The organism is Archangium sp. (assembly GCF_036277355.1).
Classification (GTDB): domain Bacteria; phylum Myxococcota; class Myxococcia; order Myxococcales; family Myxococcaceae; genus Archangium.
In genome coordinates, this window is sequence record NZ_DASUNC010000078.1 from 49,801 (window position 1) to 72,236 (window position 22,436).

Sequence of the window (22,436 nt, forward strand, 5' to 3'; positions counted from 1 at the left end):
CGTCTCACCGTTCGCTGCCTCGTAGTCGACGGAGGTGGGCCTCGATTGACGCGCGCTCCTGGGGATCCGACACCTCACCCAGCGCGTGCTCCAGGTCCGCCACCGCGCCGTCGTTGTCGCCGCGCTGCTCTCGCAGGAGCGCGCGGTTGTACAGTGCCGCCACGTTCCGTGGCTGCAGGTAGAGCACGGCGTCGAAGTCGCGCAGCGCGGCGTCGACTGCCGACTGCGCCATCGCCGCGGCGCCACGACAGAAGAGTGCGAGCGGATCGCGGGGATAGAGGGAGATCGCGCGGTCGAAGTGCGCGTGCGCCGCAGCGGGATCGCGGGCCAGGAGCTGCATTCCCGTCTCCACGCTCGAACGGGCCGCGGCGAAGGCTCTCCGGGCCTGCGCGGTGAGCGGTGCCGTGAGCGCCGACTGTCCCAGCCGCTCCATCGCGCTCGCGAGGAGTTGCTCGGCGCCGCCAAGGAGCGCCGCCTCGCGCGGCCCGCCCGTCGCCGCCGCGGCGGACAGCACCACGGTCGCGCAATAGAAGTGGTTCTGCGCCCCGGCGGCGTCGCCTCGGTGGAGCAACAGGTTGCCGAGGAGCTTGTGGGCCTCGCCCACCCAGAGGTTGGGAGCCTGCCGCAGCGACCACGCCCACCGCAGCATCTCCAGCGCCACTGCCTCCGCGGTGTCGAAGTCACCCGCATCGAGCGCGGCCTGTACCCGCGCGCCGAAGCGCCCCACCCGCTCCTTCTCGGGAAGCGCTTCGTCGTGCGCGGCGATGAGCGACTCCGCCATCCTCACGTTCGCGTCGAGGAGGTGGTGTAGCCGTGGGGCAATCCGCGGGTCCGTGGCGGCCAGGCCGTCGCGGTACGCGGCAAGCCCCTCGGCGAGCCAACGCTCCCGGGGTCCATCGAGCTTCATGAAGCAGTTGCCGAGGTGCACGAGGAGCGCGGGGTAGCTCAGGGGCGACTCCTGTTGCCGCTCGCGCAGGGCCGGGAGCGCCCGCTGGCCCGCGCGGATCGCATCCAGCAGATGGGCGTCCCGGTCGCCGCGGAAGCGCTCGCCGAGCACGTGCGAGAGCAGCGAGCCCACACGCGCCCGCGCGAACGCATCCGGTTGCTGACTGGCGAGGTACTCGGCCGCCCGAAGCACGCCAAGCGCCTGGTCGATGCGGCCTTCCTTCTCGGCGCCATCCGCGAGGTGCTCGATCGGGACCGCCATCGCCTCGGCCAGCAGGAGGTACGCGTCGAGGCTCGTTGCCCGGTCGGTCACCGTATCGAGGCTCGCGAGGGCCGCGCGGCTGCTTGCCTCGGCGGCGGCGTACGCCTCCGCGCTCGATGCCATCTTGAGCCCTACCTCCGCCGCCCCCAGCCGGGCCCGCGCCCACTCCGTGGCCCGGCCCTCGGTGTCGAACAGCGAAGAGGCGGCTTCGAAGTGCTCGCGCGCGAGCCTCAGCAGGGCAGGGTCGTACGGCACGTCCTCGACACGGGACCCGGCGGCGCCGTGCGCCTGCACGGCGCGCCGAAGCGCATCCTGTCCGGCGTGCAGGTGCTCGTCGGCTGACGTCTGGGGGGTCATGGGTGCACCTCCGAGCCGGCGCCGGGTGCTTCGGCGCTGGGGGCAACGGCGGGTGGCGCCTGGAGCGACGCGAGCATCGCGTCGATCAGCGCACGCTGTCGTGGGTTCTGCTCCCGCCCGCGCGCTTCGCGAAGGTGGCTCGCCGCCGCGGCGTCGTTCCCCAGGAGGTGCTCGATGCTGGCCAGCTTCGCGTAACCGTCGGAGCTCGCCGGTGCGTGAGCCATCAGTTCCCCGGCCGCCGCGCGGGCGTCCACGAGGCGCCGGAGCGCGATGAGCGCGGCGGCGCGCATGTCGAGCTCATCGAACCGGCGATTCCGCAGGCCGCCGATTCGCGCCTGATCGTCCTCACGGCTGAAGCGATCGTCCGGATGCCAGCTGTCCCTTCGTGCCTCCAACGCGCGAATGCCGGCTGCATTGAGCGCGAGGGCCCTGGTGGCATCGTCGAGCGCGCCCTCGTGGTCCCCGAGGCTCATCCGGACCTTCGCCCGCAGCCGGTACGGCTCTTCCTCGTCCGGAAAGCGGGAGACCGCTGCCTCGAGAAAGCGGAGCGCCTCGTCATGAGCCCCTGAGAGGCCCGCGGCGTTGCCGAGGCCGCACAACTCCCGAAGCCACGCCCCGGCGAGCAGGCGATCCTCCCCGTAGCGTGCCGTGAGGTGGCGCAGTGCGTCCTGGAACGGCCTCGGAGCGAGGTCGTCCTTCGACCAGCGCTGGTGGTGGATGGCGGAGACGAGGGCGACATGGAGTCGCGCCGCTGCATCCTGTGCGCGCTCGGCCTCTCCCGCCGCCTCGGCCAGGCGCAGGGCCGCTTCCAGGTGCACGGCCGCGAACCGGGCGAGCACGTACTGCTCCGCGTCCATCAGCGCCAGGCCGAAGGCCAGCCGCACCTCGAACCGCTCGCGCGCATCGGAGTGCGCGGCCAGGTAGTTCTCGAGCAGCTCCGGCGTGTCCCGGGTGAGCAGGCCCACGGTGACTCGCAGGAATTCCTCACGTGTGATGCTGATGCGCTTGTGCCTGGCATCGCTCGTGACTGACTCGACGCGTGCCTCCACTCCGGCGGCGTTGAGCCCTTTCTTGAGGAAGATCCGGTCGGGCCACGGGTCGAGCAGGTGGATGCGGCCCGCGTCGTCGTCCACGTACCACACGGAGGTGTAGTGGTGGGTGAGGCGGTCGGAGACGAGCAGCATGTCATTCGGGGCCGCGAGCCACCAGAGGTCCTCGCGAGGGACCGGCACGGCCTGGTCGAGTGGCAGCTTCACCTTGTTGCTACAGAACGCGAAATAGAGCGTCGTATCGGGAAATGCCACGCGGTAGTTCGCGTAGGGGAAGTAGTCGGCGATCCATTTCTTGAGGTCGTAGAGGCTTCGCGGCCGCACCGGCCTCGGATTCTGCGTGTCGCCTGCGTAATCCATGAGGCCTTGGGAGAGGGCCTCGAAGGCGAGGATGGTTCCCGCGAGCTGTTCGATCCGTGGGTCCCGTCGCGGCCGCCCGGCGCGCCGTGGCGGAGTGGGGATGGCGAGACCACTCAGGTACTCACTCGTCGGAGTAGACATGGGCCACCTCGGAGGCTCGCTGCCGGTCCACGCCGGCCACGCTGTAGTGGAAGACGAACCGCAGCTCGTACAGGCCTTGCTCGCACGCCATCACGGTCCCCTTGATTTCCTCGATGTCCGCTCCATCGGCGGGGAAGGTGAGGATGCGAGGGTCGTCGGTATCGAAGAAGTTCGCGCTCTTCGCCTCGCGGAAGGTGCCCAGCTTGCTGTCGATGACCCACCGCGCTGGCATGACGCGGTTGCCGAAGACCATGACGGTAAAGACGTGAGGTCTTGCGATCCCGGCTCCGATCAGGCTCGTGCCCTCGAGCTCATACGCGTACTCCGGACGGAGGCCGGAGGTGAATCGAACGGCCTCGAGCTCCATCGCGTGCAGATTGATGGAGTGCTTGCCCTCCCCGTTGTGCGCCAGGGTGAACGAGACGTGGACGCCGCCTGTGAAGAGCCGGGGCGGCCCGCCGGGCGGGGCGAGCACCGGATGGCCGTCGAGCGGTGTGAGCCGGCGCGGCGAGTCGAGCGAGCTGACGTTCAGGTCGGAGCTACCGGCGGGCGAGCCCGAGGGCGTCCGCTCGGCCGTCGCCATGTACTTCACGAGGGCCTCGACCACGTTGGCGCGCAGATCCTCCGGTGACGTGAAGTACCTGACCACACGCTCGGTCTGCAGCCGTGATTTGAGCGCCTTCAGACGCTCCGCGCCGGCTCCCGTTTCGACGTCGCTCGCTCGCAGCCCGCGGTAGTCGTCGCTCATCAGGAATATCAGCCGGGGAATGCAGCGCTGCACGGCACGCTCGTACTCCATCTCCGTGACGGAGCGAGTGGCACCCGGAGGCACGTAGCCGTAGCGGTGCGCGAAGACGCCGATGTACAGCTCCGACTGGTCGACCATCTCCGTCGAGACGCATACCGCCTCGGCGTCGCTCGCCGGCAGGTGCTCCATCATCCTGGGGAACACGCCCACCTCGAGACACGCCTGGAGCACGGCGTCGCGATGCTCGGCCAGATCCCGCACGGTGCTGCTCACCATCGCGGTCCTTCGGACGTCCACCGGCCATCCCTCCATGCCCGCGGCTGGCATTCCAGATCCAGATAAATCTGGATGCGCCAGACGGCACATCAAGCGGACGGCCGGCGAGGCATCTGTCTTCCAGGGAGGAGGAAGTCCGGAGCGAATAGCGCTCGCTCTCCTGACACGAGTCGTGGGCGGTATCAGTCCACGATGGCGTCGCAGGAGAGATTCACGCTCGTTCCGGTCGCGTCAGAACACCATGACGCGCAGGCCGAGCTCGGCCTCGCCGCCGAGGCTCTTGCCGGTGAGGACGTTGCCGCGCAGACCGAGCTCCAACGGGAGGCCCGCCCGGAAGCGGAAGGCGATGCCGGCACCGGCCGAGAACGGGCTGCGATCCACCAGGAAGCCCAGCTGATCCTGCGCCGCGGTGAAGAAGGCGAGCCGCCCCGACACGAGCCCGAACAGCGCTCCGCCATCGAAGCGCACCAGCCGGTACCGCGCTCCGAGGTCGAAGTAGTACTGCCCGCTCCACGTGTAGTACGGCCAGGTCGCGTCACGCGTGCCCAACACCTGGAGGGACGAGCCACCCACCGCGAGGCTCAGCTCGAAGGGATTCGCGATCCGGAACGCGACGCTGGCCTCGTACCGCAGCGTCGTCATCGAGTTGGGCGCGGTCGAGCCCAACGCGGCCGAGCCGCCGACGAACAGGCTCCACCGCTTCTGGTTGCCGCGCTGCGAGGAGGACGACGGCCGCTCCGCCTCGGCCACCACCGGGGTGGGGGGCTCGCTCGTCACGGGGGCCGCGACCGGCGTCTCCGCGGCGGAGGCCAGGGCGGCCGTGTCGCTCGGCGCGGCCGTGCTGGTGTCGCTCGGGGTGGTGGCCCCGGTGAGATCCAGTCCCAGGCCTCCGGTCGTCATCGGCTCCGCCTGCGCCTGCGCCTCCGATGGCGCCTCGGCTAGCGGCTCCGGTGCCGGCTCGGCGCCCACGGTCAGCCTGCGCGGGTCGGAAGGTCCCCCCCGCGGGGCCGTCACCCGCCAGTAGTACGTGCCGGCGTCGATGGGGAGCACCGCGTAGCGCCCCTTCACCGGACGGTCGACGACCTTGTCGGTGAACTCCTCGTCGCGCGCCACCTCGAGGCGCACGAGCTTCGCGGCCACCTTCCACGTGAAGGTGACCCGCTTGCCCGGTTCGATCTCCGCGTCCTCCGCGGGCAGGAGCAGCTTGGGCTGTGGCCCCTTCCGGGCCTTGGCCTTGCCGGCCTTCTTGGCAGACCTGGCACTCCTGGCGGCCCAGGCACTCGGCCCCGGCATGCCGAGCCCGAGCACCAGGGCGAGAGACAGCACCGAAACCCAACGTGAAGGTCGAAGGTTCATCACGCCGGGGATTCTAGGAGAGGACGAGCCCCGAGCACACCCGATCTTCGAGATCGGCGCCCACCACACTCCCCGTGCTGGCTCCCTGCTCTATGCCAGGGGCAGCAGGCTCAGCCGGAGGGTCGGGGAAGGGCGGAGCGAGACGAGCCCACGCGGACGTACCGTGACCCCGGGCACCGGCTCGACCTGGTGCTCTCGAACCAGGGTGGCCACCAGGAGCTGCAGCGGCCCCACCACGGAATGCTCGGCCGGGCACGAGCGTATTCCACCCCCGAAGGGGAAGTACGCTCCGGGTGGACGGCCTTCCGCTCGGAGGAAGCGCTCCGGACGGAAGGCATCGGGCTCCTCCCACACCCCGGGGTGACGCTGCATCGTATACGGCGAGACGGAGATGACGGCCCCGGCGGGAAGGGTGATGCCGCCGAGCCGGTCCTCCCCCCGCGCGTGGCGTCCGAGCATCCACGCCGGTGGGTACAGCCGCAGCGACTCCTGCACCACGCCGCGGGTGAGGTGCAGCCGGGGCAGGTCCCTGACGGAGAGCAGCTCGTCCTCGAGCGCCCGCGCCTCGTCCCGGACCTGCCGTTGGATCTCCGGATGTTGGGCCAGCAGGTGGAGCGTCCAGCCCACCCCCGTGGCCATCGCGTTGTACCCGTTGAGCAGGGTGCGGATGATGGCCGTGTGCACGAGCGAGTGCCGCTCGGGTGCTTCCTCCACGGCCTCGCGCATCTCCGGGCATCCCTGGACGATGCGCTCCACCAACCGCCCCTGGTCCTCCACGGCCTGCTGATAGCGCAGGCGCAGGGCCCCGGTGTCCGCGCCCCGGGCGAAGACGTGGTTGGCCTGGACCTCCTCGAGGAGGGTGACCGCTCGGACGAAGGGCTCGCTCTCCGCGGCCACGTCCACGCCGAAGAGGGCCTGGGCGAAGACGCACAGTATCAGCTCCTTCAGCTCGCGCTCCATCTCGACGGGCCCCTGGCGCGAGGACTCGCCCAGGGCGTGAAACCGTGCCCGCGCGGACGCCACCATTCGCGTGAGCAGGTGCGTATAGCCCGAGCGGTGCTCGGCGCGGTGCCCCAGCCGCAGGAGGAAGGAGCCCTCGGGGCGATAGAGCCCGGCCAGCTCCGCATAGGGATGATAGGGATTGCGGTAGTTGGCCTGGGCCGTGCTCAGCACATGCGTGACGTGCTCTGGACGGTTGATGAGGAAGGCCGGCTGCCCCTGCGCCATGTAGGGGACGACCTCATCCGGACAGAGACGGCTCAGGTTGAGGAAGAAAGCCGCATGGTCCCTCCAATCCCTGACATCGTGGGGCGCGGCCTCGGGAGCGTTGGGGTCCATGGTTTCGAGCAGGTGGGGCAGGAGGGCGGACCGGGAGTGCCGATCCGCCCGGGTGGTAGCGGGTCAGGCCTCAGCGCCGGGTGGGCATGTCCCCCCAGTAGTAGGCGGGAGCCGGACCGGTGGGAGCCGGATAGTTGTAGGCGGCGCTCCCCATCCGCGTCGGAGAAGCGTAGTTGTAGGCAGCGCTCGGAGCCGGAGAAGCGTAGTTGTAGGCAGCGCTCGGGGCCGGAGAGGCATAGTTGTAGGCCGCGCTCGGAGCCTGGGCCTGCGCCGCGTAATTGTAGGCCGCGCTGGGAGCCTGAGCCTGCGCCGCGTAGTTGTAGGCGGCGCTGGGCGCCTGAGCCTGCGCCGCGTAGTTGTAGGCCGCGCCGGGCGCCTGAGCTGGAGCCGCGTAATTGTAGGCAGCACCGAGATTGGCGCCAGCCTCATAGTTGTGGGCCGGCATCGCCCGCGGAGAGGCATAGTTGTAGGCCGCGCTCTGCGCCTGCGCCGGAGAGGCGTAGTTATAGGCCGCGCTGGGAGCCTGAGCCTGCGCCGCGTAGTTGTAGGCGGCACCGAGCTGGGCGCCCGCCTCATAGTTGTGGGCCGGCATCGCCCGGGGAGAGGCGTAGTTGTAGGCCGCGTTCTGTGCCTGCACCGGAGCCCGGTCCCAGAAATAGGCGGGGGCGGGCCGAGCGGCGGGCGAGTCCCAGAAATAGGCGGCAGTGGGCCGCGTGGCGGCGGGAGCGCCCCAGAAATATGCTGCCTCGCTCCCCGGCTTGGGCGTCTCCCCGCGCCGCACTTCCTGTCCCGTCAACTTCTCGGTCTGCGGCACCTCGCCCTCCACCTTGTACTTCTGCAACTCTTCATCGGGGATGTTGAAGAAATTGCCTTCTTCATCGCGAAACAGCGCCATGGTTGCCTCCAGGGGTGTCTTTGGCCTGATCAACGGGGGTTGACAGCTTCTACCTGCACATCGAAGTTGATGGAGATGCGTTCGCCCGGTACCAGCACCTGCTCCACGCGGTGCGCCAGGAAGCTGGGAAAGAGCAACAGCCTTCCCGCCACGGGTTGCAAGTTGATGCGATCCACGTCCCACATCGCGCGGGTGGCGAGCCGCCCGCCTCGAGGATCCGTCAGGCTCAGCGCTCCGCCAGCCGCCACGCCTGGAGGGACGGCGGGAACCTGCGCGTAATAGACGCCCACCAGGTCCGTGCGCGAGTGGATGTGTTCATGCTGGAAGCCCCCCTGACGCAGGATGACCGCCCACCCGCGATAGCCATAGCGGAAGCTGCTCGGGGCCGAGGCCGAGTGCATCAACCGGCCCCACTCGGCCAGGAACGACTCGACATGATGGTTGATGAAGCGCTTCAGCGCATGGATGGCGGGCACCTCCGCCTCGAGCAGATCCAACCCGGACTGCCATCCGTGATTCACCGTGGTCAGCGGGGAGCGATCCGGTTCCTGCCGCTCACGCCACCGGATGTAGTCCACCAGGCTCGCGTTGAGGGCTTCGGCGTCAGGATGATCCACCTCCCCGACGAGCGTGGGAAACAACGCCTGCAGACGCAATCCGGCCGCGGTGGAAGGAGGCGGAGGAGACATGACGCGGAGCGTGTCATATGTCACTTGGAGTGTCGATGTTCTCGGAGGTCTGGAGGGGCATCCCCACCGTACCTGGAAGCACGGAGGGAAGGGGCGGGCACGGCAGCACCCGCATCCCCAGTCGCTCGGGCCGAGGAATGCACGGCCTCCGGGTGGGCACTACGTTGAGCGGTGAGGGCCGCCATGTTGCACTCGCACCCCACCGAGCCGGAGCTCCACACCGGGGAGATCTTCTTCCCCAATGGCAATCGGGCGAAGTCGGTACGGGTCTCGCCGGGAGCCGCTCCCCAGGCACTCATTCATGCGCTCGGGCTGCCCCATCCCCGTGCCCTCATCCTCTTGATTGGAGGGGCGGACCGGCTGCCGCCCGAGACTCACGCGGCGCTGCGGCCATTGCTCAGCCGGGGCGTTGCCCGCGCCGCCGTGGAGATGGACGCCCTCATCCTGGATGGTGGCACCCGGGCTGGCATCATGGCCCTCATGGGGGAGGGGCTGGCCAGCCGAGGCGGACACGCACCGCTCGTGGGCGTGGCTCCCGCGAAGCTCGTGACCTGGCCCGGAGGCCCCACCCGGAGCCATCCCGAGCTGCTGGCGCCCCTGGACGAGCATCACAGCCACTTCGTCCTGGTGGACAGCGACACCTGGGGCGGGGAAACCCAGACGCTCTTCTCGCTGGCCGCCGCCCTCGCCAAGGACATCCCCGTGACCGTGGTGCTCGTCAACGGGGGAGACATCTCCAAACAGGAGGCGCTCGCCGCCGTGCGGCATGGCTGGCCCCTGATCGTCCTCCAGGGCTCCGGCCGGCTCGCGGACCAGCTGGCGAACCTGCTCGCCCAGCCTTCGCCGGACATCGCCGATCCGGCGCTGGCGGAGATCGTCGCGGATGGCGACCTCTGCCTGTTTCCCCTGGAAGGCTCGCCCCTGGAGCTCCATTTCCTGCTCAAGCGCGAGCTGCGCGAGGAGTCCATTCTCAAGCATGCCTGGCAGCGCTTCGCCCTCTGCGACGCCAACGCCGCCCGGCAGCAGCGCATCTTCCAGCGGTTGCAGTTGTGGATCCTCGTGCTCGGCTTCCTCGGCACGTTCTTCGCCCTGCTCGATACGCAGTTGTCCAAGTGGGGATACATCGCCAAGGTGGGGCCGGTGTGGCGGGTCGATCTCCATCCGCTCCATCTGGACTCGGGGGTGCTCCGGATCATCGTCCTGGTGCTGATCGCGGCGCTCACCGTGCTGCTGGGTGCCTCCAGCCAGTTCAAGTTCGGCACCCGGTGGATTTCCCTGCGTGCGCAGGCCGAGACCCTCAAGCGGGAGATCTTCCGGTATCGCTGCCACTCCGGCGTCCGGAACCCATCCCGGGCGGGCCGGCCCTCCTGCGAGCGCAGGCTGGCCGGGCAGATGAAGTCCATCAGCCAGCAGTTGCTGCGAACGGAGCCCCCCCTGTCCGCCCTGCGCACCTACCGGGGCCCGCTGCCTCCTCCCAGCGCACTGGCCACCGGTGATGATGGCTTCAGCGCGCTGACTCCCTTCCGGTACATCCACTTCCGGTTGGATGATCAGCTGGCCTACTACCGCGGGAAGGTGGATCAGCTCGACCGGCGAGCCCACCGGCTGCAGTGGCTCATCCTCGCCGCGGGGGGCATGGGCACGCTGCTGGCGGCCCTGGGGGCGCAGCTCTGGGTGGCACTGACCACGGCGTTGGTGACGGCCATCACCTCCTGGTTGGGCTCCCAGCAGGCCGAGACCCAGGTGGTGAAGTTCAACCAGGCGGCGATCGAGCTGGAGAACCTCAAGGCCTGGTGGTGTTCGCTCTCCTTCGAGGAGCAGCACCGCCCCCGCCATTTCGAGCGCCTCGTCGACAGTACCGAGCTGGTGCTGCAAGCGGAGCTCATGGGCTGGGTGCAGGAAATGAAGGAAGCGATGGCCCGGCTCCAGGCCCGTCGCGAGGAGGACTCGCGAGAGACCGAGCCGGAGAAGCACCGGGAGACGGATCCGGAGAAGCACTGAGGGGGGACGGCCCGGTCCGCTCAGATCTGCCCCAGGCCGCCGTCGAGCCCGTGAGGGACCGTCCATCTCGTCTACACCGCTCGCAGGGGCCTGCCGCCGCCCGTGGCAGCGCTGATCGAGCACCTCGCCGAGCGCTTCCGCGCGCTCTCGCCGCTGGCGGACAAGCCCTGAGCCGGGGCCGCGCATGCCCGGTGGCCCCACGAGCAGAAAACCGGGATTGTGTCCTTTTTCCGGGTTTGTTAGAGCTGGGCGGGGTCGTTGATTGACCCACCAGTCAATCCAGGGTTGGGGAAGGCCATGAGTCCTCGTCCGGCGGCGCGGATGGAGCAGCTTCGGGAAGAGCGGCGGCGGGACGTGCTGGACGCGGCCCGGCGGGTGTTCGCGCGCAAGGGCTTCGCGGCGGCGAAGATCTCCGACATCGCGTCCGCGGCGGGCATCAGCCATGGGCTGGTGCACCACTACTTCCCCAGCAAGGAAGCGCTCTTCGTCGCCGTCATCGAGGAGTCCATCCACGGCTGGGAGGCGCTCATCGCCCGGGCCCGGGCCCTGTCCGTCTCCCCGTGGGAGCGGCTCGTGTACGTCTGTTCGATCATGGGGGAGGGCTCGGTGCAGGCCTCCGAGCACCTGCGGATCATCGTGCATGCCTCCATGGGAGAGGACGCGCCCCGGCCGGTGCGCGAGGCGCTGGAGCGGCTGGAGCGGCACGTGCACGAGCCCCTGTCCTCGCTCATCGAGGAGGCGCAGCGCACGGGGGCCGCCGCCGCGGGTCCGCCCGGGGAGCTCGCGCGTGCGTGGATGGCGGTGACGCAGGGGCTCGCCATCAGCCAGGCCGTGCGTCCCGGTGCCGCGCGGCCGCCCATCGAGCTGGTGCTCCGGTTGCTCGAGGCGTGACGCCCTTCCTTCCGTTTCGAAGTCCCACCTCAAGGAGAAGCACATGAAGATCGTGGTCGATTGGGATCGCTGCGAGGCCAACGGCGTCTGCGTACGCGCGGCGCCCGAGTCCTTCCACCTGGATGACAAGGATCAGCTGCACGTCCTCACCGAGACGGTCCCCCCCGAGCTGCGCGCCAAGGTGGAGAAGGCCGTCCTCACCTGCCCGAAGCAGGCGCTCTCGCTCTCGGAAGACTGAGTCCCCGCCATTCCCCCTGTTTCCCCCCAAGGAGATGACCCCATGTCGCCTCAGACGCCTGCCCATTCCCCCTCCGTGAACTTCGCGCCGGACGCGCCCGGCTACGTCCTCGATCCCTATCCCGCGCTCGAGGAGCTGCGCACCAAGGCGCCCTTGTACTATTGGCCGGAAGGCCGCTCCTGGCTGCTCAGCCGGTATGAGGACGCCACCGCCGTGCTCCGGGACGCGAAGCGCTTCTCGCCCAACCGGGACGAGTGGGAGTTCGCCGCGGTGGCCGGGTCCGCGGCGCTGATCCCCGAGCTGGCGGAGCTCAACAAGGGAGGCCTCTTCGCGCTGTCGGGCTCGGATCATGCCCGGGTGCGCAAGCTCGTCAGCCCGGCGCTCACCCCGCGCGCCATCGAGCGGCTGCGGCCGGAGCTCCAGGCCATCGTCGATGACATCCTGAATGACCTGAAGGGCCGCAACACCCTCAACGTGGTCACGGACATCTCGGATCGGATTCCGCCGCGGGTGATCGGCTCCATGCTGAAGATCCCCAAGGGGCGCGAGACGCTGTTCCAGCGCTTCACGGAGGCGGCGATCAAGAGCTTCCTGCCCGGACTGCTCCGCCCGGAGGAGGTGCCCTCGCTGCGTGAGGATGTGCGGGAGGGAATCGCCCTGGTGCGCGAGACGATCGAGGATCGGCGCCGCAACCCGCTGCCGGACGACATCCTCACCACGCTCATCCAGACGGAGGAGCAGGGGGATCGGCTCAACACCGCGGAGCTGCTGTCGCTGGTGGCCGCGCTCATCGTGGGCGGCTTCGAGACCACCGTGCACCTCATCGGCTTCACGGTCTACAACGTGCTCAAGCGGCCCGAGCTGCTCGCGCAGGTCAAGGCCGAGCCGGAGCTGCTCAAGGGCGTCATCGAGGAGGTGCTGCGCTTCGACAACTTCGGCAAGCTGGGCATCGCCCGCTACGCGCTCGAGGACGTGGAGATGGGCGGGGTGACCATCAAGAAGGGGCAGATGGTGCTCGTCCTGCTCAACAGCGCGCTGCGTGACGAGAGCGTGTTCCCGAAGGCGGATGTCTTCGACGTGCGCCGCAACACCAACTCGAGCATCGCCTTCGGCCACGGCATGCACTTCTGCCTGGGCGCGAGCCTGGCGCGGCTCGAGGTGCAGATCGCCGTGGAGACGCTCCTCACGCGCTTCCCGGGGCTGCGGCTGGTGAAGGAGCCCTCGTTCGGGCCCCACCCGGTCATCCGCAAGATGGACTCGCTCGAGGTCCAGCTGAACCAGCAGTAATCCGAGGTGGCTTCCGGACTGGCGTGGGGGTGAGGGATTCCACGCCAGTCCAGGTCGCTTTTTGTAGAGTGCCCCGGGGGGCGGGTCGCGCCCCGTGGGAGGCACATCGATGCAACAGATCATCGACTTCGTCCTGGAGCTGGACAAGCTCAAGGGCGTGACGCGCAAGACCCGTCCGCTGGGGCTCGAGCGCTACGAGAACTCCGCGGAGCACAGCTGGCAGATCGCGATGCTGGCCTCCTCCCTGGCGCCCTACGCGGGCTCCGCCGTGGACATCGACCGGGTCATCCGCATGCTGCTGGTGCATGACATCGGCGAGATCGATACCGGGGACACGCTGGTGTACGCGGAAGGGGATTGGAAGGAGCGCAAGGCGGCCGAGCTGGCGGCGGTGAAGCGGATTTTCGGGCTGCTGCCGGAGCCGCAGGGCGCGGCCTTCCTGGCGCTGTGGCAGGAGTTCGAGACGGGGGAGACGCCGGAAGCCCGTTTCGCGCATGCCGTGGACCGGGCCATGCCGGTCCTGCTCAACCTGGCCAACGCGGGGCAGAGCTGGCGCGAGAACGGCGTCAGCCATGAGCGGGTGGTGCGCCGCATCGCTCCGCCCATCAAGGCCGGCTGCCCGGCCCTGTGGGACTACCTGGAGGGCCGTCTCGAGGAGGCCCGCCAGAAGGGGTGGTTCGGCGCCTGAGCGCTAGTTCAGGTGCGGGAGCTCGAAGCCGCGCTCCCGCAGGTGCGCGAGGAGGGCCCGCCGGATGTCCGCTTCCGGCGGGAGTGACTCCTCGGCGCACGGGGCCGTGTGTCCGGGCACCTTGCCCTTTTGCATCTCCCCCGTCTTGAGCTGGAGCGTCCACCACTGGTCGCACACCACCGCGGAGAAGGTGGTCAGGCCATGGAGCGGGGGCCCCGGATCCCTCAGGCGCGAGATGCGCTCCCAGTTCGCATCGGTGCGCATGGATTCGACCTCGCCCGTGCTGAGGATGGGCTCGGTGGGGCCTCGCCGCGCGGAGAGCAACGAGCGGCCCTCCATCCAGCCCGGGATGGACAGCCCCACGGCCTCGAGCACCGTGGGCGCCACGTCGAGCAGCTGGGCGTTCTCCTTCACCACTCCGCGCCGCCGCCCGCCAGGGAAGTGGATCATCAGCGGCACCCGGTCGAGCGTCATCCAGCCCTGGTTGTGATCGGAGCTGATGACCACCAGCGTGTTCTCCAACAGCCCTCGCTCCTCGAGCCCGGTGAGCAGGCGCTCGATGAGGCGGTCCGCGTCGAGGATGGCGTCGTCCAGCATGTTCTCCCGCTGCTCCTCGGGCGTGGCCGCGGGAGTGCGCGCGAAGACCGGGTCGGGGCTCTTCCTGTAGGCGCAGCAGTGCGTCCCCATCATGTGGATGTGCATGAAGAAGGGCTTCTGGGCCTTCCCGGCCACGGCGAGCGCCCCCTTGATGCGATCCTCGTCCGTGTCCCAGCCGTAGATGCGCGTGGGCAGCTGCACGAGCTTGAAGTAGTTCACCATCGGCCGCAGCCCGAGCACATACAGCACACGCTCGGAGAGCCGCTCGGCCATGCGCTCCGCCACGTAGCGCTCCTCCATGAGGTTCCGCCAGGGCCCCGTGGGCACGTCCGTGGACAGCTCCCGCCCGCTGGCCCGCTTGAAGCCTCCCAGCATGTTCAGGTCCGCCCCGTCCGCGTAGTAGCGGACCGCGTACTGGTGCGTCTCGTAGCCGGCGCGCCGCAGCAGCCCCGGCAGGTGCAGGAACGCCGCCTCGCCGGAGAGGATGTGCGGCGGGAAGAGCACCTTGGTGCTCGTGGGCAGGCGCGAGGTGAGCATCGAGGTGAGCGAGCCCGTGGTGCGCCCCGCGTTGGAGAAGGCGTTCTCGAAGAAGAGGGTGCGCTCCTTGAAGCGCGCCAGGAAGGGCGTGTTGGGGCGCTCGTAGCCGTAGGCGGACAGCCGCCGCGCCTCCAGTCCGTCCGAGGCGATGAAGAGCACGTTGGGCCGCCGGGCCGTGGTGGACGCCGGCGGTGCCTCCTCTTCCCGCGCTCCGCCGCCACCGGAGAGCCGGAGGGCCAGCACACCGAGCGACAGGGTGACGAGCCCTCCCGCCACCGCGAGCCGCCAGCGCAAGCCTCCCGAGGCCAGCACCTCCTGCCGCGCGCGGGCGAGCTTGCGCGCCAGCGTGCCGAAGAGCACGAGCAGCAGCAGCACGTAGAGGAACAGCAGGGACTTCGAGACCGTCACCACCCCGATGCCGAAGACGGTGTAGGTGAAGTTGTCGATGAGCAGGAAGGACAGGCCCGTCAGCACCAGGGCTGGGACGGCGGAGGTGACGGCCAGGGTCCGTGCCCGGGAGCCCTCGGGAAGACGCGCGAGCAGCGCCTCGACTCCGAGCAGCGGCAGGAGCGCGGCGAGCGACGGGAGCAGCAGCACCAGCGGGAGGCACGCCAGGGTGCTGGCCCACACCGTGTGTGGGAACGACACCATGAAGCCCTGCTGCGTGACGAGGAAGAGCCACTCCAGCAGCACGAACGTGTAGCAGGCCCAGACGGCCTGCCACACCGCGACGGCTCCACCGCGCACGACTTCCACCCGCTCACGCGCCATGATCGCGCGCGAGCCTAGCAAAGTCGCGCGGGCCTCACAGGAGATCAGCCAGCCCCTGTTGGCCAGCCTCGCTGGCGGGCAGGCGTGCGCCTCAGGGGTTCGTGTTCGAGGCTCCGGTCTTGCCGCCCCGCTTCATCACGCGCTGGACCCCGAGCATCAACACGAGCGCCACCGTACCGGCCACGAGTCCCACCACGATGTTGGCCAACGCCGTCGTGAGCCCCCCGAGCAGACCGCCGATGACGGACACCTCGCCCGCGTGATGGGCCAGGCCCTCGATGCCGTGGTGCAGCGTGGAGACGCCGTGCGCGATGATGCCGCCGCCGACCAGGAACATGGCCACGGTGCCGGCGACCGACAGGCTCTTCATCAGGTACGGCGCCCCCTTCAGCAGGCCCGCGCCGAGGCCGCGCATGAATCGCGTGGACGCGCCGCTGCCGGTCCGCCGGGTGAGGTAGAGCCCCGCGTCGTCGAGCTTCACGATGCCCGCCACCAGTCCGTAGACGCCCACCGTCATCAGGAGGGCCACGCCCACCAGCGCCATCACCTGGGTCATGAAGGGCGCGGAGGCCACGACACCCAGCGAGATGACGATGATCTCCGCCGAGAGGATGAAGTCGGTGCGCACCGCGCCCTTGATCTTCTCCTTCTCGAACGCCACCAGATCGACCTTCGGGTCCTCCAGGGCGTGGGTGAGCTCGGCGTGGTGGGCGTCGTCCTCGGCCTTGCTGTGCAGGAACTTGTGCGCCAGCTTCTCGACGCCCTCGTAGCAAAGGTACAGGCCGCCCAGCATCAGCAGCGGCGTCACCGCCCAGGGGATGAAGGCGCTGATGGCCAGTGCCGCGGGCACCAGGATGGCCTTGTTGATGAACGAGCCCTTGGCGACGGCCCACACCACCGGCAGTTCGCGCTCGGCGCGCACTCCGGCAACCTGCTGGGCATTCAGCGCGAGATCGTCGCCCAGCACCCCGGCGGTTTTCTTTGCGGCGACCTGGGTCATCACCGACACATCGTCGAGGATGGTGGCGATGTCGTCGAGCAGGGCGAGCAGGCTGGCTCCGGCCATGGTTACGCTTGGCTCAGTCCCCGAGCTGGATTTGCCCGGCTTTTTCAGCCGCAGCGAAATCCAGCATTTTCTGGATCGACAGCCGGGCGCGGGCGCGGATGGATTCCTCGATATGGATCTCGTTACCGCCGTTTTCCAGCACGGCGGCGAGTTTTCTCAAGCCGTTCATCGCCATCCACGGGCAGTGTGCGCATGATACGCAGGTGGCGCCTTCGCCCGCAGTCGGTGCCTCGAGCAGGATCTTTCCCGGGGCGGCGGCATGCATCTTGTGGAAGATGCCGTTGTCGGTGGCAACGATGAATTCTGGATTGGGCAGGGTGCGCACCGCTTCGATCAGCTGCGTGGTCGATCCCACCACGTCGGCCAGCGCAATCACTGCTTCCGGCGATTCGGGATGTACCAGCACCGCAGCGTTCGGGTGCTCGGCGCGCAGCTTCTTCAGTGCCTCGGCCTTGAACGCTTCGTGCACCACGCAGGAACCCTGCCACAGGATCATATCGGCGCCGGTGATGCGCTGCACGTAATCGCCCAGATGGCGGTCCGGCGCCCACAGCAGTTTGTGTCCCTGCCGGTGCAGGTATTTGACGATCTTGGCGGCGATGCCTGAGGTGACGACCCAGTCGGCGCGTGCCTTGACCGCTGCGCTGGTGTTGGCGTAGACCACCGACACGCGGTCCGGATGAGCGTCGCAAAACGCCGCGAATTCGTCCGCCGGGCAGGCCAGGTCGAGCGAGCAGTCGGCTTGGATGTCGGGCATGATGACGCGCTTTTCCGGGTTGAGGATCTTGGCGGTCTCGCCCATGAACTTGACCCCGGCGACGATCAGCGTCTTCGCCGGATGGGCGTGGCCGAAGCGCGCCATCTCCAGCGAATCCGACACGCAGCCGCCGGTTTCCTCGGCCAGATCCTGCAGGTCCGCCGAGGTGTAGTAATGCGCGACCAGCGCCGCATCCTGCTGCTTCATCAGCGTCTTGATGCGCACTTTTAGCGTCTCGCGCTCGTCGTCGTCGAGCACTTCCTCCACCATCGGCGGCGGCTGGATCACGGGTCTGAGCGGAACGGGAAAGGCAAGGCTCATCGGGACGGCTCTTGGGATGAATAAATAACCGTTAAGTATAGCGCCGCGCGGCAGGCGTTTTCACATGGCGGCCCCCGGGTTTTTCTGGAGTGGGCCGGGGCTTTTGCCTTATCCTAGCGCCCCATGCAGCAGCTGCTTCTCGACATCCGCCCGCCTGCCCGGCCCGAACTCGCCCGCTTTGTGGCGGGGCGCAATATCGAGCTGATGGCGCAGCTTGCGGCCATGCTCGACGGGTCGGCTGCCGAGCGCATGGTCTATCTGTGGGGGGCGCCGGGCAGCGGCAAGAGCTATCTGCTGGCCGCCTGGGCGCATGCCTGTCAGAAGCTGGGGATGACGGTCGATTTCAGCGGGAAGCAGGCCGCGCAGGCGGTGATCGCCGATCAGGTGGAGGCCTGGAACGAAGCGCAGCAGCACGCCGGCTTTGCAGCGTTCAATCGGGTACGCGAATCGGGTGGGCTGTGGCTGGCCGCGGGCAGCGTGGCGCCGGCCGAACTGCCGGTGATGCCGGAGTTGCAGACCCGACTGGGCTGGGGCCTGGTGTTTCAACTGCAGGGCCTGGAGGACGCCGAAAAGCGCACCGCGCTGATGCAGCACGCCGAAACCCTGGGGTTTCGGCTGGAATCCCAGGTGGCGGACTATTTGCTGAATCACACCGCGCGCGACATGCAGAGCCTGCTAAGGGTGCTGGAGGCGCTGGACCGTTTCAGTCTCGAAACACGGCGCCCCATCACGCTGCCGCTGTTGCGGCAATTGCTGTTGAATCAGGCCTGACCCGGCGCCTGCTGCTCGGCGATGTCCTTGTGGACCTGCGCCATGTCCAATCCCATTATTTGGTCGATCAGCGAATCGAGTGCGTTGGCAGGCAGCGAGCCGGCTTCGGAGTAAAGAATGACCTGCTCACGGAACACCATCAGCGTGGGAATGGAGCGGATCTGGAAGTAGCCGGCCAGATCCTGCTCGACTTCGGTGTTGACCTTGGCGAAGACGATGTTGGCATGCTTCTCGGATGCCGCTTCAAAAATCGGCGCAAAGCCACGGCAGGGCCCGCACCACGGCGCCCAGAAGTCGACGACGACGACGTCGTTGCCGTTGATGGTGGATTCGAAGTTGTCCTGGGTGAGTTCGATGACGGCCATGCTGATTCCTGCGAAATAGTGAAAATAAAAAGGCGCGAGGACGAATCCCTCGCGCCTAGTGCCACCGTATCACGGATGGCGGGCCTCCGACAATGCGGAGGCTTCTTATGGGTAGTTCAGCCAGGGCTGCCCGCTACCCAGGTCCAGTCGAAGCCGACCGGCCTAAAACTTGAAACTTATTTGGCGAAAGCCTGATTGAACAGGCCGCGTCTTTGCTCAATCGGCTGGGCGCCGCGCGCCGCTTCCTGGTTGTGCTTGAGGTTGCTGCGCACTTCGGCGCGATTCACCGCCATGATGAGTTCGGTCGCCAGTACCCGTGCCTGATGCGGGGTGAGGTTGAGTGAGCACCTGTGTGCCTGAAGTGCGACCTCCACGCAGTCGCGACCCTGGGCATCTTCTTTCAGTCTGATTTCCAGGGTGTTGCCGGGTTCCAGTTCGATCATGTTGGTCTCTCCTTGCGTTGCCTTTGCTAAGATAATCGAGCAGGGTTTATGCCAGCCTCCCGTGGCGTGGAAAACCTCATTAAATCAGGCGGATTTGACGGCTTGATGAAGATGCGTCGACGCTGCCCTGACGAAGCCTCGTCAGGGCAGTAGGCGAGTTCGTCATTCTTGGCGGATGGGTGTGTGATCGGCTGGGGCGTGCTGGCGGGGCAGCCTTGCGGTCTCACGTCAGCAGGGTGCCGCGCAGCCGTCTGCAAACGATGACCCGGGTCGATAGGCGAATGCGATTTTTGCCCCAGCACCCCGATGGTGTCGACGCCGCCCCTATCTGTGCCATCGCCGCGCTGCGCCAACCGGTGCGCCGATCAGGCTGGTGGTGCCGTGGAAATATGGTTTCAAGAGCGCCAAGCCGATCTTCAAAATCAGCTTTACCGAGAAGCCGCCACATCACCGCCTGGATGCGTGCGGCCTGCAGGAGTGGGCAATGTCCGCGGGGCGCAAACCCAGCCCTGCGCACGGCTGCGGCAATAAAAAACGGGGGCCAGGCCCCCGTTTCAGATTGGGCAGTGCCCGATCTGTTAGAGCCCGAAAGGCTTGATGACCGAAATTGCCGGTGCGGGGGAAGGCGCGGCTGGGGGGGCAGCCGGCTTGGCCGGAACGGGCTTGGGAGCGGCCTTTTTAGCTACGGGCTTGGCGGCCGGTTTTTTGGCGGCGACTGCCTTTTTGGCCGGAGCGGCTTTTTTGGCTGCCGGTTTTGCCGCGGCCTTTTTAGCTACGGGCTTGGCTGCCGGTTTTTTGGCGGCGACTGCCTTCTTGGCTACGGGCTTGGCTGCTGCCTTCTTGACGGTGGATTTAGCAGCGGGCTTGGCTGCTGCCTTTTTGGCCACCGGTTTGGCGGCGGGTTTTTTTACTGTTGCCATTTAACACTCCTTAGAAGTTGAACACATTCACTTGTCACTACAGCTTGAAGCCACGTGCAGTCAGAATTTGCACTTCCAAAGCGTGGTACCGACAGGCGACCGACTTGCCCGAAGCCCGCTAAACACGGGTGATACCGAGGCTCCGCTTGGTGAGCTTCATTCTAGTTACTTTTGCCGGGGGCACAATGAATAGTCAAGCCTCTGCGAAAACAATTCGATTAAAACTGTCGCAGCCAAGCAAAATGTATCGATCCGACACTAAAAAAGCAAAGTGTTTGCGCCTGGTCTGTGCCAATGAAAGTCAATAAACAAGCCGCTCTCCAGCCATCAGGCTGGATTGGGTTTCACGTTCTCGGATGAGATGAATTTCATTTCCGTCAATCAGGATTTCGGCCGCTCGCGGGCGTGAATTGTAGTTCGACGCCATGCTCATGCCGTAGGCACCCGCCGAAAGTAGTGCCAGCAGGTCACCTTCCTCGATCGCGAGATCGCGCGCAAAGCCAAGAAAATCGCCGGTTTCGCAGATCGGGCCGACGATGTCATAGCGTTGTGCCGGAGTTTGCCGTTCGTTGACGGCGACGATTTCGTGATACGCCTCGTACAGCGCGGGACGCATCAGGTCGTTCATCGCCGCGTCGACGATGGCGAAATTCTTGTCTTCGCCCGGCTTCAGATATTCGATCCGGGTGAGCAGCAGGCCTGCGTTGCCGACCAGTGAGCGCCCCGGTTCCAGCAGCAGTTTCTCGCGGCGCCCGGCAAAGCGGGCCGCCAGCGTGCGGCCATAGGCGGCGAGATCGGGCGGCGTTTCGTCGTGGTAGCGGATGCCGACGCCGCCGCCGAGATCGATGTGGTGCAGTGCGATGCCCTCGGCCGCCAGCGCGTCGACCAGCGCCAGCACGCGGTCGGCCGCGTCAGCCAGCGGCGACAGGTCGGTCAGTTGCGAGCCGATGTGGCAGTCGATGCCGGTGATTTCAAGATTGGGCAGGCCGGCCGCCAGACGATACAGCGCAGGGGCGTCGGCAATCGGGACGCCGAACTTGTTTTCCTTGAGCCCAGTGGAGATATACGGATGCGTCTTGGGGTCGACGTCTGGGTTGACGCGAAACGAAACCGGCGCAACCTTGCCCAGCTCGCCCGCGACGCGGTTCAACCGATGCAGTTCGCTGGCCGACTCGACGTTGAAGCAGAGGATGCCGGCGTTGAGCGCAGCGCGCATCTCGTCCGCGGTCTTGCCGACGCCTGAGAACACTATTTTATTGGCGTCGCCGCCGGCGGCCAGCACGCGTGTCAGCTCGCCGCCGGAGACGATGTCGAAGCCGGCGCCAAGCCGGGCGAACAGGTTGAGAATCGCCAGGCTGGAATTGGCCTTGACCGCGTAGCAGATCAGGTGGGGTGTTTCGGCAAATGCTTCGCTGTAGGCCTGGTAGGCGGATTCGAGCGCCTGCCGGGAATAGGCATACAGTGGCGTGCCGTATCGTTCGGCAAGCGTGTCCAGCGCCACGCCTTCCAGATGGAGGCGGCCGTCAATGCGATGCAGAGTATTCAATTGGAAGTCCGTTGCGGTGCGGGGGGATTTTCGGGAAGATACAGGTCACCCTTGGAGCCGCAGGCAGTCAGACCGAGCCCGCACAGCAACAGGGACACTATATATAAGGTGCGCAGTTTCATGCGCGAAATGTTAGCACGGGACATCATGACGACAATCGAATCAGGCGAGGCCGAATTCAATCAGGCCGCCACAGCAACACTGGCCCATATCGAGCAGGCGCTGGAAGACGCCGATCTGGATTTCGAGACGCCTGCGGACGGCATCATCGAGGTCGAGCTCGACGACGGCAGCAAGATCATCATCAATCGCCACGGCATTGCGCGCGAAATCTGGGTCGCTGCGCGCTCGGGTGGCTTTCACTTCAAGCCGCAGGACAGCGGCTGGATTGACACCAAGAGCGGAGAGCCGCTTTACGACAAGCTCGCCGCGCTGATCGCCGCGCATGGCGGCGTCATGGTCCGCTTCTGACGCGCACTTGAAAAGCCAGGCGCTCACCCTGTTTGACCTGGTCGAGCGGCTGTCGCTGCTGACCCGCGCAGACCTGCGGCAGGCGGGCGCGGCGCAGGGGCTGCAGCCGGTTCACCTGCAGGTGCTGTTTTACCTGAACCAGGCAAACCGCTTCAGCAATACCCCGCAGGCGCTGACCGAATACCTCGGTCTGACCAAGGGCACGGTGTCGCAGACGGTGCTTGTGCTGGCGCGCCGCCGGTTGATCTCGCGCTACGCCGATCCCCGCGATGGCCGGGTGGTCCGGCTGATCCTGGCTGAGGGGGGCACCACCCTGCTGAAGACGCTGAGCGCGGGAAGTGCCTGGCGCG

24 protein-coding genes are annotated in these 22,436 nt (G+C 67.5%); 9 read left to right on the forward strand and 15 right to left on the reverse strand.

Going from position 1 to position 22,436, the window contains the following annotated elements; translation table 11 throughout:
- Positions 1-4: 4 nt before the first annotated feature.
- The 7 genes from VFZ09_RS21580 to VFZ09_RS21610 all read right to left on the reverse strand — a co-directional run bounded on the left by VFZ09_RS21580 (position 5) and on the right by VFZ09_RS21610 (position 8,440).
- Positions 5-1,564, reverse strand: a complete 1,560-nt coding sequence (locus VFZ09_RS21580; RefSeq protein WP_329729523.1) for a tetratricopeptide repeat protein — start codon at positions 1,562-1,564, stop codon at positions 5-7.
- On the reverse strand, positions 1,561-3,114 hold the full coding sequence (locus VFZ09_RS21585) for a hypothetical protein (protein WP_329729524.1): 1,554 nt from the start codon (positions 3,112-3,114) through the stop codon (positions 1,561-1,563). Before VFZ09_RS21585 ends, VFZ09_RS21580 begins: the two co-directional genes overlap by 4 nt.
- Positions 3,095-4,159, reverse strand: coding sequence for a DUF4062 domain-containing protein (locus tag VFZ09_RS21590; protein WP_329729525.1), 1,065 nt, complete (start codon positions 4,157-4,159; stop codon positions 3,095-3,097). Before VFZ09_RS21590 ends, VFZ09_RS21585 begins: the two co-directional genes overlap by 20 nt.
- Positions 4,160-4,369: 210 nt before the next feature.
- Positions 4,370-5,464 carry a hypothetical protein gene (locus VFZ09_RS21595; protein WP_329729526.1) on the reverse strand — a complete coding sequence of 365 codons (1,095 nt, stop codon included), beginning with the start codon at positions 5,462-5,464 and terminating at the stop codon, positions 4,370-4,372.
- A 120-nt stretch (positions 5,465-5,584) separates the two neighbouring features.
- Complete coding sequence (locus VFZ09_RS21600; RefSeq protein WP_329729527.1) at positions 5,585-6,832, reverse strand: cytochrome P450; 1,248 nt, start codon at positions 6,830-6,832, stop codon at positions 5,585-5,587.
- A gap of 70 nt (positions 6,833-6,902) precedes the next feature.
- Entirely contained in the window at positions 6,903-7,727 is an 825-nt protein-coding gene (locus tag VFZ09_RS21605; protein ID WP_329729528.1) for a hypothetical protein, read from the reverse strand.
- A 29-nt stretch (positions 7,728-7,756) separates the two neighbouring features.
- Complete coding sequence (locus VFZ09_RS21610; RefSeq protein WP_329729529.1) at positions 7,757-8,440, reverse strand: TIGR02466 family protein; 684 nt, start codon at positions 8,438-8,440, stop codon at positions 7,757-7,759.
- A 159-nt stretch (positions 8,441-8,599) separates the two neighbouring features.
- Here VFZ09_RS21610 and VFZ09_RS21615 point away from each other — a divergent pair, with 159 nt between their 5' ends.
- The 5 genes from VFZ09_RS21615 to VFZ09_RS21635 all read left to right on the forward strand — a co-directional run bounded on the left by VFZ09_RS21615 (position 8,600) and on the right by VFZ09_RS21635 (position 13,521).
- Positions 8,600-10,417, forward strand: coding sequence for a DUF4231 domain-containing protein (locus VFZ09_RS21615; protein WP_329729530.1), 1,818 nt, complete (start codon positions 8,600-8,602; stop codon positions 10,415-10,417).
- A gap of 297 nt (positions 10,418-10,714) precedes the next feature.
- Complete coding sequence (locus VFZ09_RS21620; protein ID WP_329729531.1) at positions 10,715-11,308, forward strand: TetR/AcrR family transcriptional regulator; 594 nt, start codon at positions 10,715-10,717, stop codon at positions 11,306-11,308.
- A 43-nt stretch (positions 11,309-11,351) separates the two neighbouring features.
- Positions 11,352-11,546: a ferredoxin gene (locus tag VFZ09_RS21625; RefSeq protein WP_329729532.1), complete on the forward strand. Its 195-nt coding sequence runs from the start codon at positions 11,352-11,354 to the stop codon at positions 11,544-11,546.
- Between the two features lie 42 nt (positions 11,547-11,588).
- Positions 11,589-12,833 carry a cytochrome P450 gene (locus tag VFZ09_RS21630; RefSeq protein WP_329729533.1) on the forward strand — a complete coding sequence of 415 codons (1,245 nt, stop codon included), beginning with the start codon at positions 11,589-11,591 and terminating at the stop codon, positions 12,831-12,833.
- Between the two features lie 109 nt (positions 12,834-12,942).
- A complete protein-coding gene (locus VFZ09_RS21635; RefSeq protein ID WP_329729534.1) occupies positions 12,943-13,521 on the forward strand; it encodes an HD domain-containing protein in 579 nt (192 codons plus the stop codon).
- A gap of 3 nt (positions 13,522-13,524) precedes the next feature.
- Here VFZ09_RS21635 and VFZ09_RS21640 read toward each other — a convergent pair whose 3' ends face one another.
- The 3 genes from VFZ09_RS21640 to nadA form a co-directional block, all read right to left on the reverse strand.
- The gene (locus tag VFZ09_RS21640) at positions 13,525-15,426 is read right to left on the reverse strand and encodes a sulfatase (RefSeq protein ID WP_329729535.1); all 1,902 of its coding nucleotides are present in this window, start codon (positions 15,424-15,426) and stop codon (positions 13,525-13,527) included.
- A 91-nt stretch (positions 15,427-15,517) separates the two neighbouring features.
- On the reverse strand, positions 15,518-16,492 hold the full coding sequence (locus VFZ09_RS21645) for a DUF808 domain-containing protein (protein WP_329729536.1): 975 nt from the start codon (positions 16,490-16,492) through the stop codon (positions 15,518-15,520).
- A gap of 13 nt (positions 16,493-16,505) precedes the next feature.
- Complete coding sequence (nadA, locus tag VFZ09_RS21650; RefSeq protein ID WP_329729537.1) at positions 16,506-17,570, reverse strand: quinolinate synthase NadA; 1,065 nt, start codon at positions 17,568-17,570, stop codon at positions 16,506-16,508.
- A gap of 123 nt (positions 17,571-17,693) precedes the next feature.
- On the opposite strand from nadA, the gene hda reads away from it, so the two are divergent.
- Positions 17,694-18,341: a DnaA regulatory inactivator Hda gene (gene hda, locus VFZ09_RS21655; protein ID WP_329729538.1), complete on the forward strand. Its 648-nt coding sequence runs from the start codon at positions 17,694-17,696 to the stop codon at positions 18,339-18,341.
- Here hda and trxA read toward each other — a convergent pair.
- Together trxA and VFZ09_RS21665 are read right to left on the reverse strand one after the other, a co-directional pair.
- On the reverse strand, positions 18,332-18,706 hold the full coding sequence (gene trxA, locus VFZ09_RS21660; protein ID WP_329729539.1) for a thioredoxin: 375 nt from the start codon (positions 18,704-18,706) through the stop codon (positions 18,332-18,334). The two genes, hda and trxA, sit on opposite strands and share 10 nt — an antisense overlap.
- A 176-nt stretch (positions 18,707-18,882) precedes the next feature.
- Positions 18,883-19,149: a hypothetical protein gene (locus VFZ09_RS21665; protein ID WP_329729540.1), complete on the reverse strand. Its 267-nt coding sequence runs from the start codon at positions 19,147-19,149 to the stop codon at positions 18,883-18,885.
- A 364-nt stretch (positions 19,150-19,513) separates the two neighbouring features.
- Here VFZ09_RS21665 and VFZ09_RS21670 point away from each other — a divergent pair, with 364 nt between their 5' ends.
- The gene (locus VFZ09_RS21670; RefSeq protein WP_329729547.1) at positions 19,514-19,747 is read left to right on the forward strand and encodes a hypothetical protein; all 234 of its coding nucleotides are present in this window, start codon (positions 19,514-19,516) and stop codon (positions 19,745-19,747) included.
- On the opposite strand, the gene VFZ09_RS21675 is transcribed toward VFZ09_RS21670, so the two are convergent.
- From VFZ09_RS21675 to lptM, 3 genes are all read right to left on the reverse strand, one after another.
- Entirely contained in the window at positions 19,728-20,069 is a 342-nt protein-coding gene (locus VFZ09_RS21675; RefSeq protein ID WP_329729541.1) for a hypothetical protein, read from the reverse strand. The two genes, VFZ09_RS21670 and VFZ09_RS21675, sit on opposite strands and share 20 nt — an antisense overlap.
- A gap of 301 nt (positions 20,070-20,370) precedes the next feature.
- Positions 20,371-21,615, reverse strand: coding sequence for a diaminopimelate decarboxylase (gene lysA / locus VFZ09_RS21680; protein WP_329729542.1), 1,245 nt, complete (start codon positions 21,613-21,615; stop codon positions 20,371-20,373).
- Entirely contained in the window at positions 21,612-21,764 is a 153-nt protein-coding gene (gene lptM, locus VFZ09_RS51670; RefSeq protein ID WP_414640727.1) for an LPS translocon maturation chaperone LptM, read from the reverse strand. Before lptM ends, lysA begins: the two co-directional genes overlap by 4 nt.
- Between lptM and cyaY the strand changes: the two genes are divergently transcribed.
- Positions 21,763-22,086 carry an iron donor protein CyaY gene (cyaY, locus tag VFZ09_RS21685; protein ID WP_329729543.1) on the forward strand — a complete coding sequence of 108 codons (324 nt, stop codon included), beginning with the start codon at positions 21,763-21,765 and terminating at the stop codon, positions 22,084-22,086. The genes lptM and cyaY overlap by 2 nt on opposite strands.
- Before the next feature lie 7 nt (positions 22,087-22,093).
- Positions 22,094-22,436 (forward strand): helix-turn-helix domain-containing protein (locus tag VFZ09_RS21690; protein ID WP_329729544.1); only part of this gene is annotated, 343 nt, incomplete at its 3' end.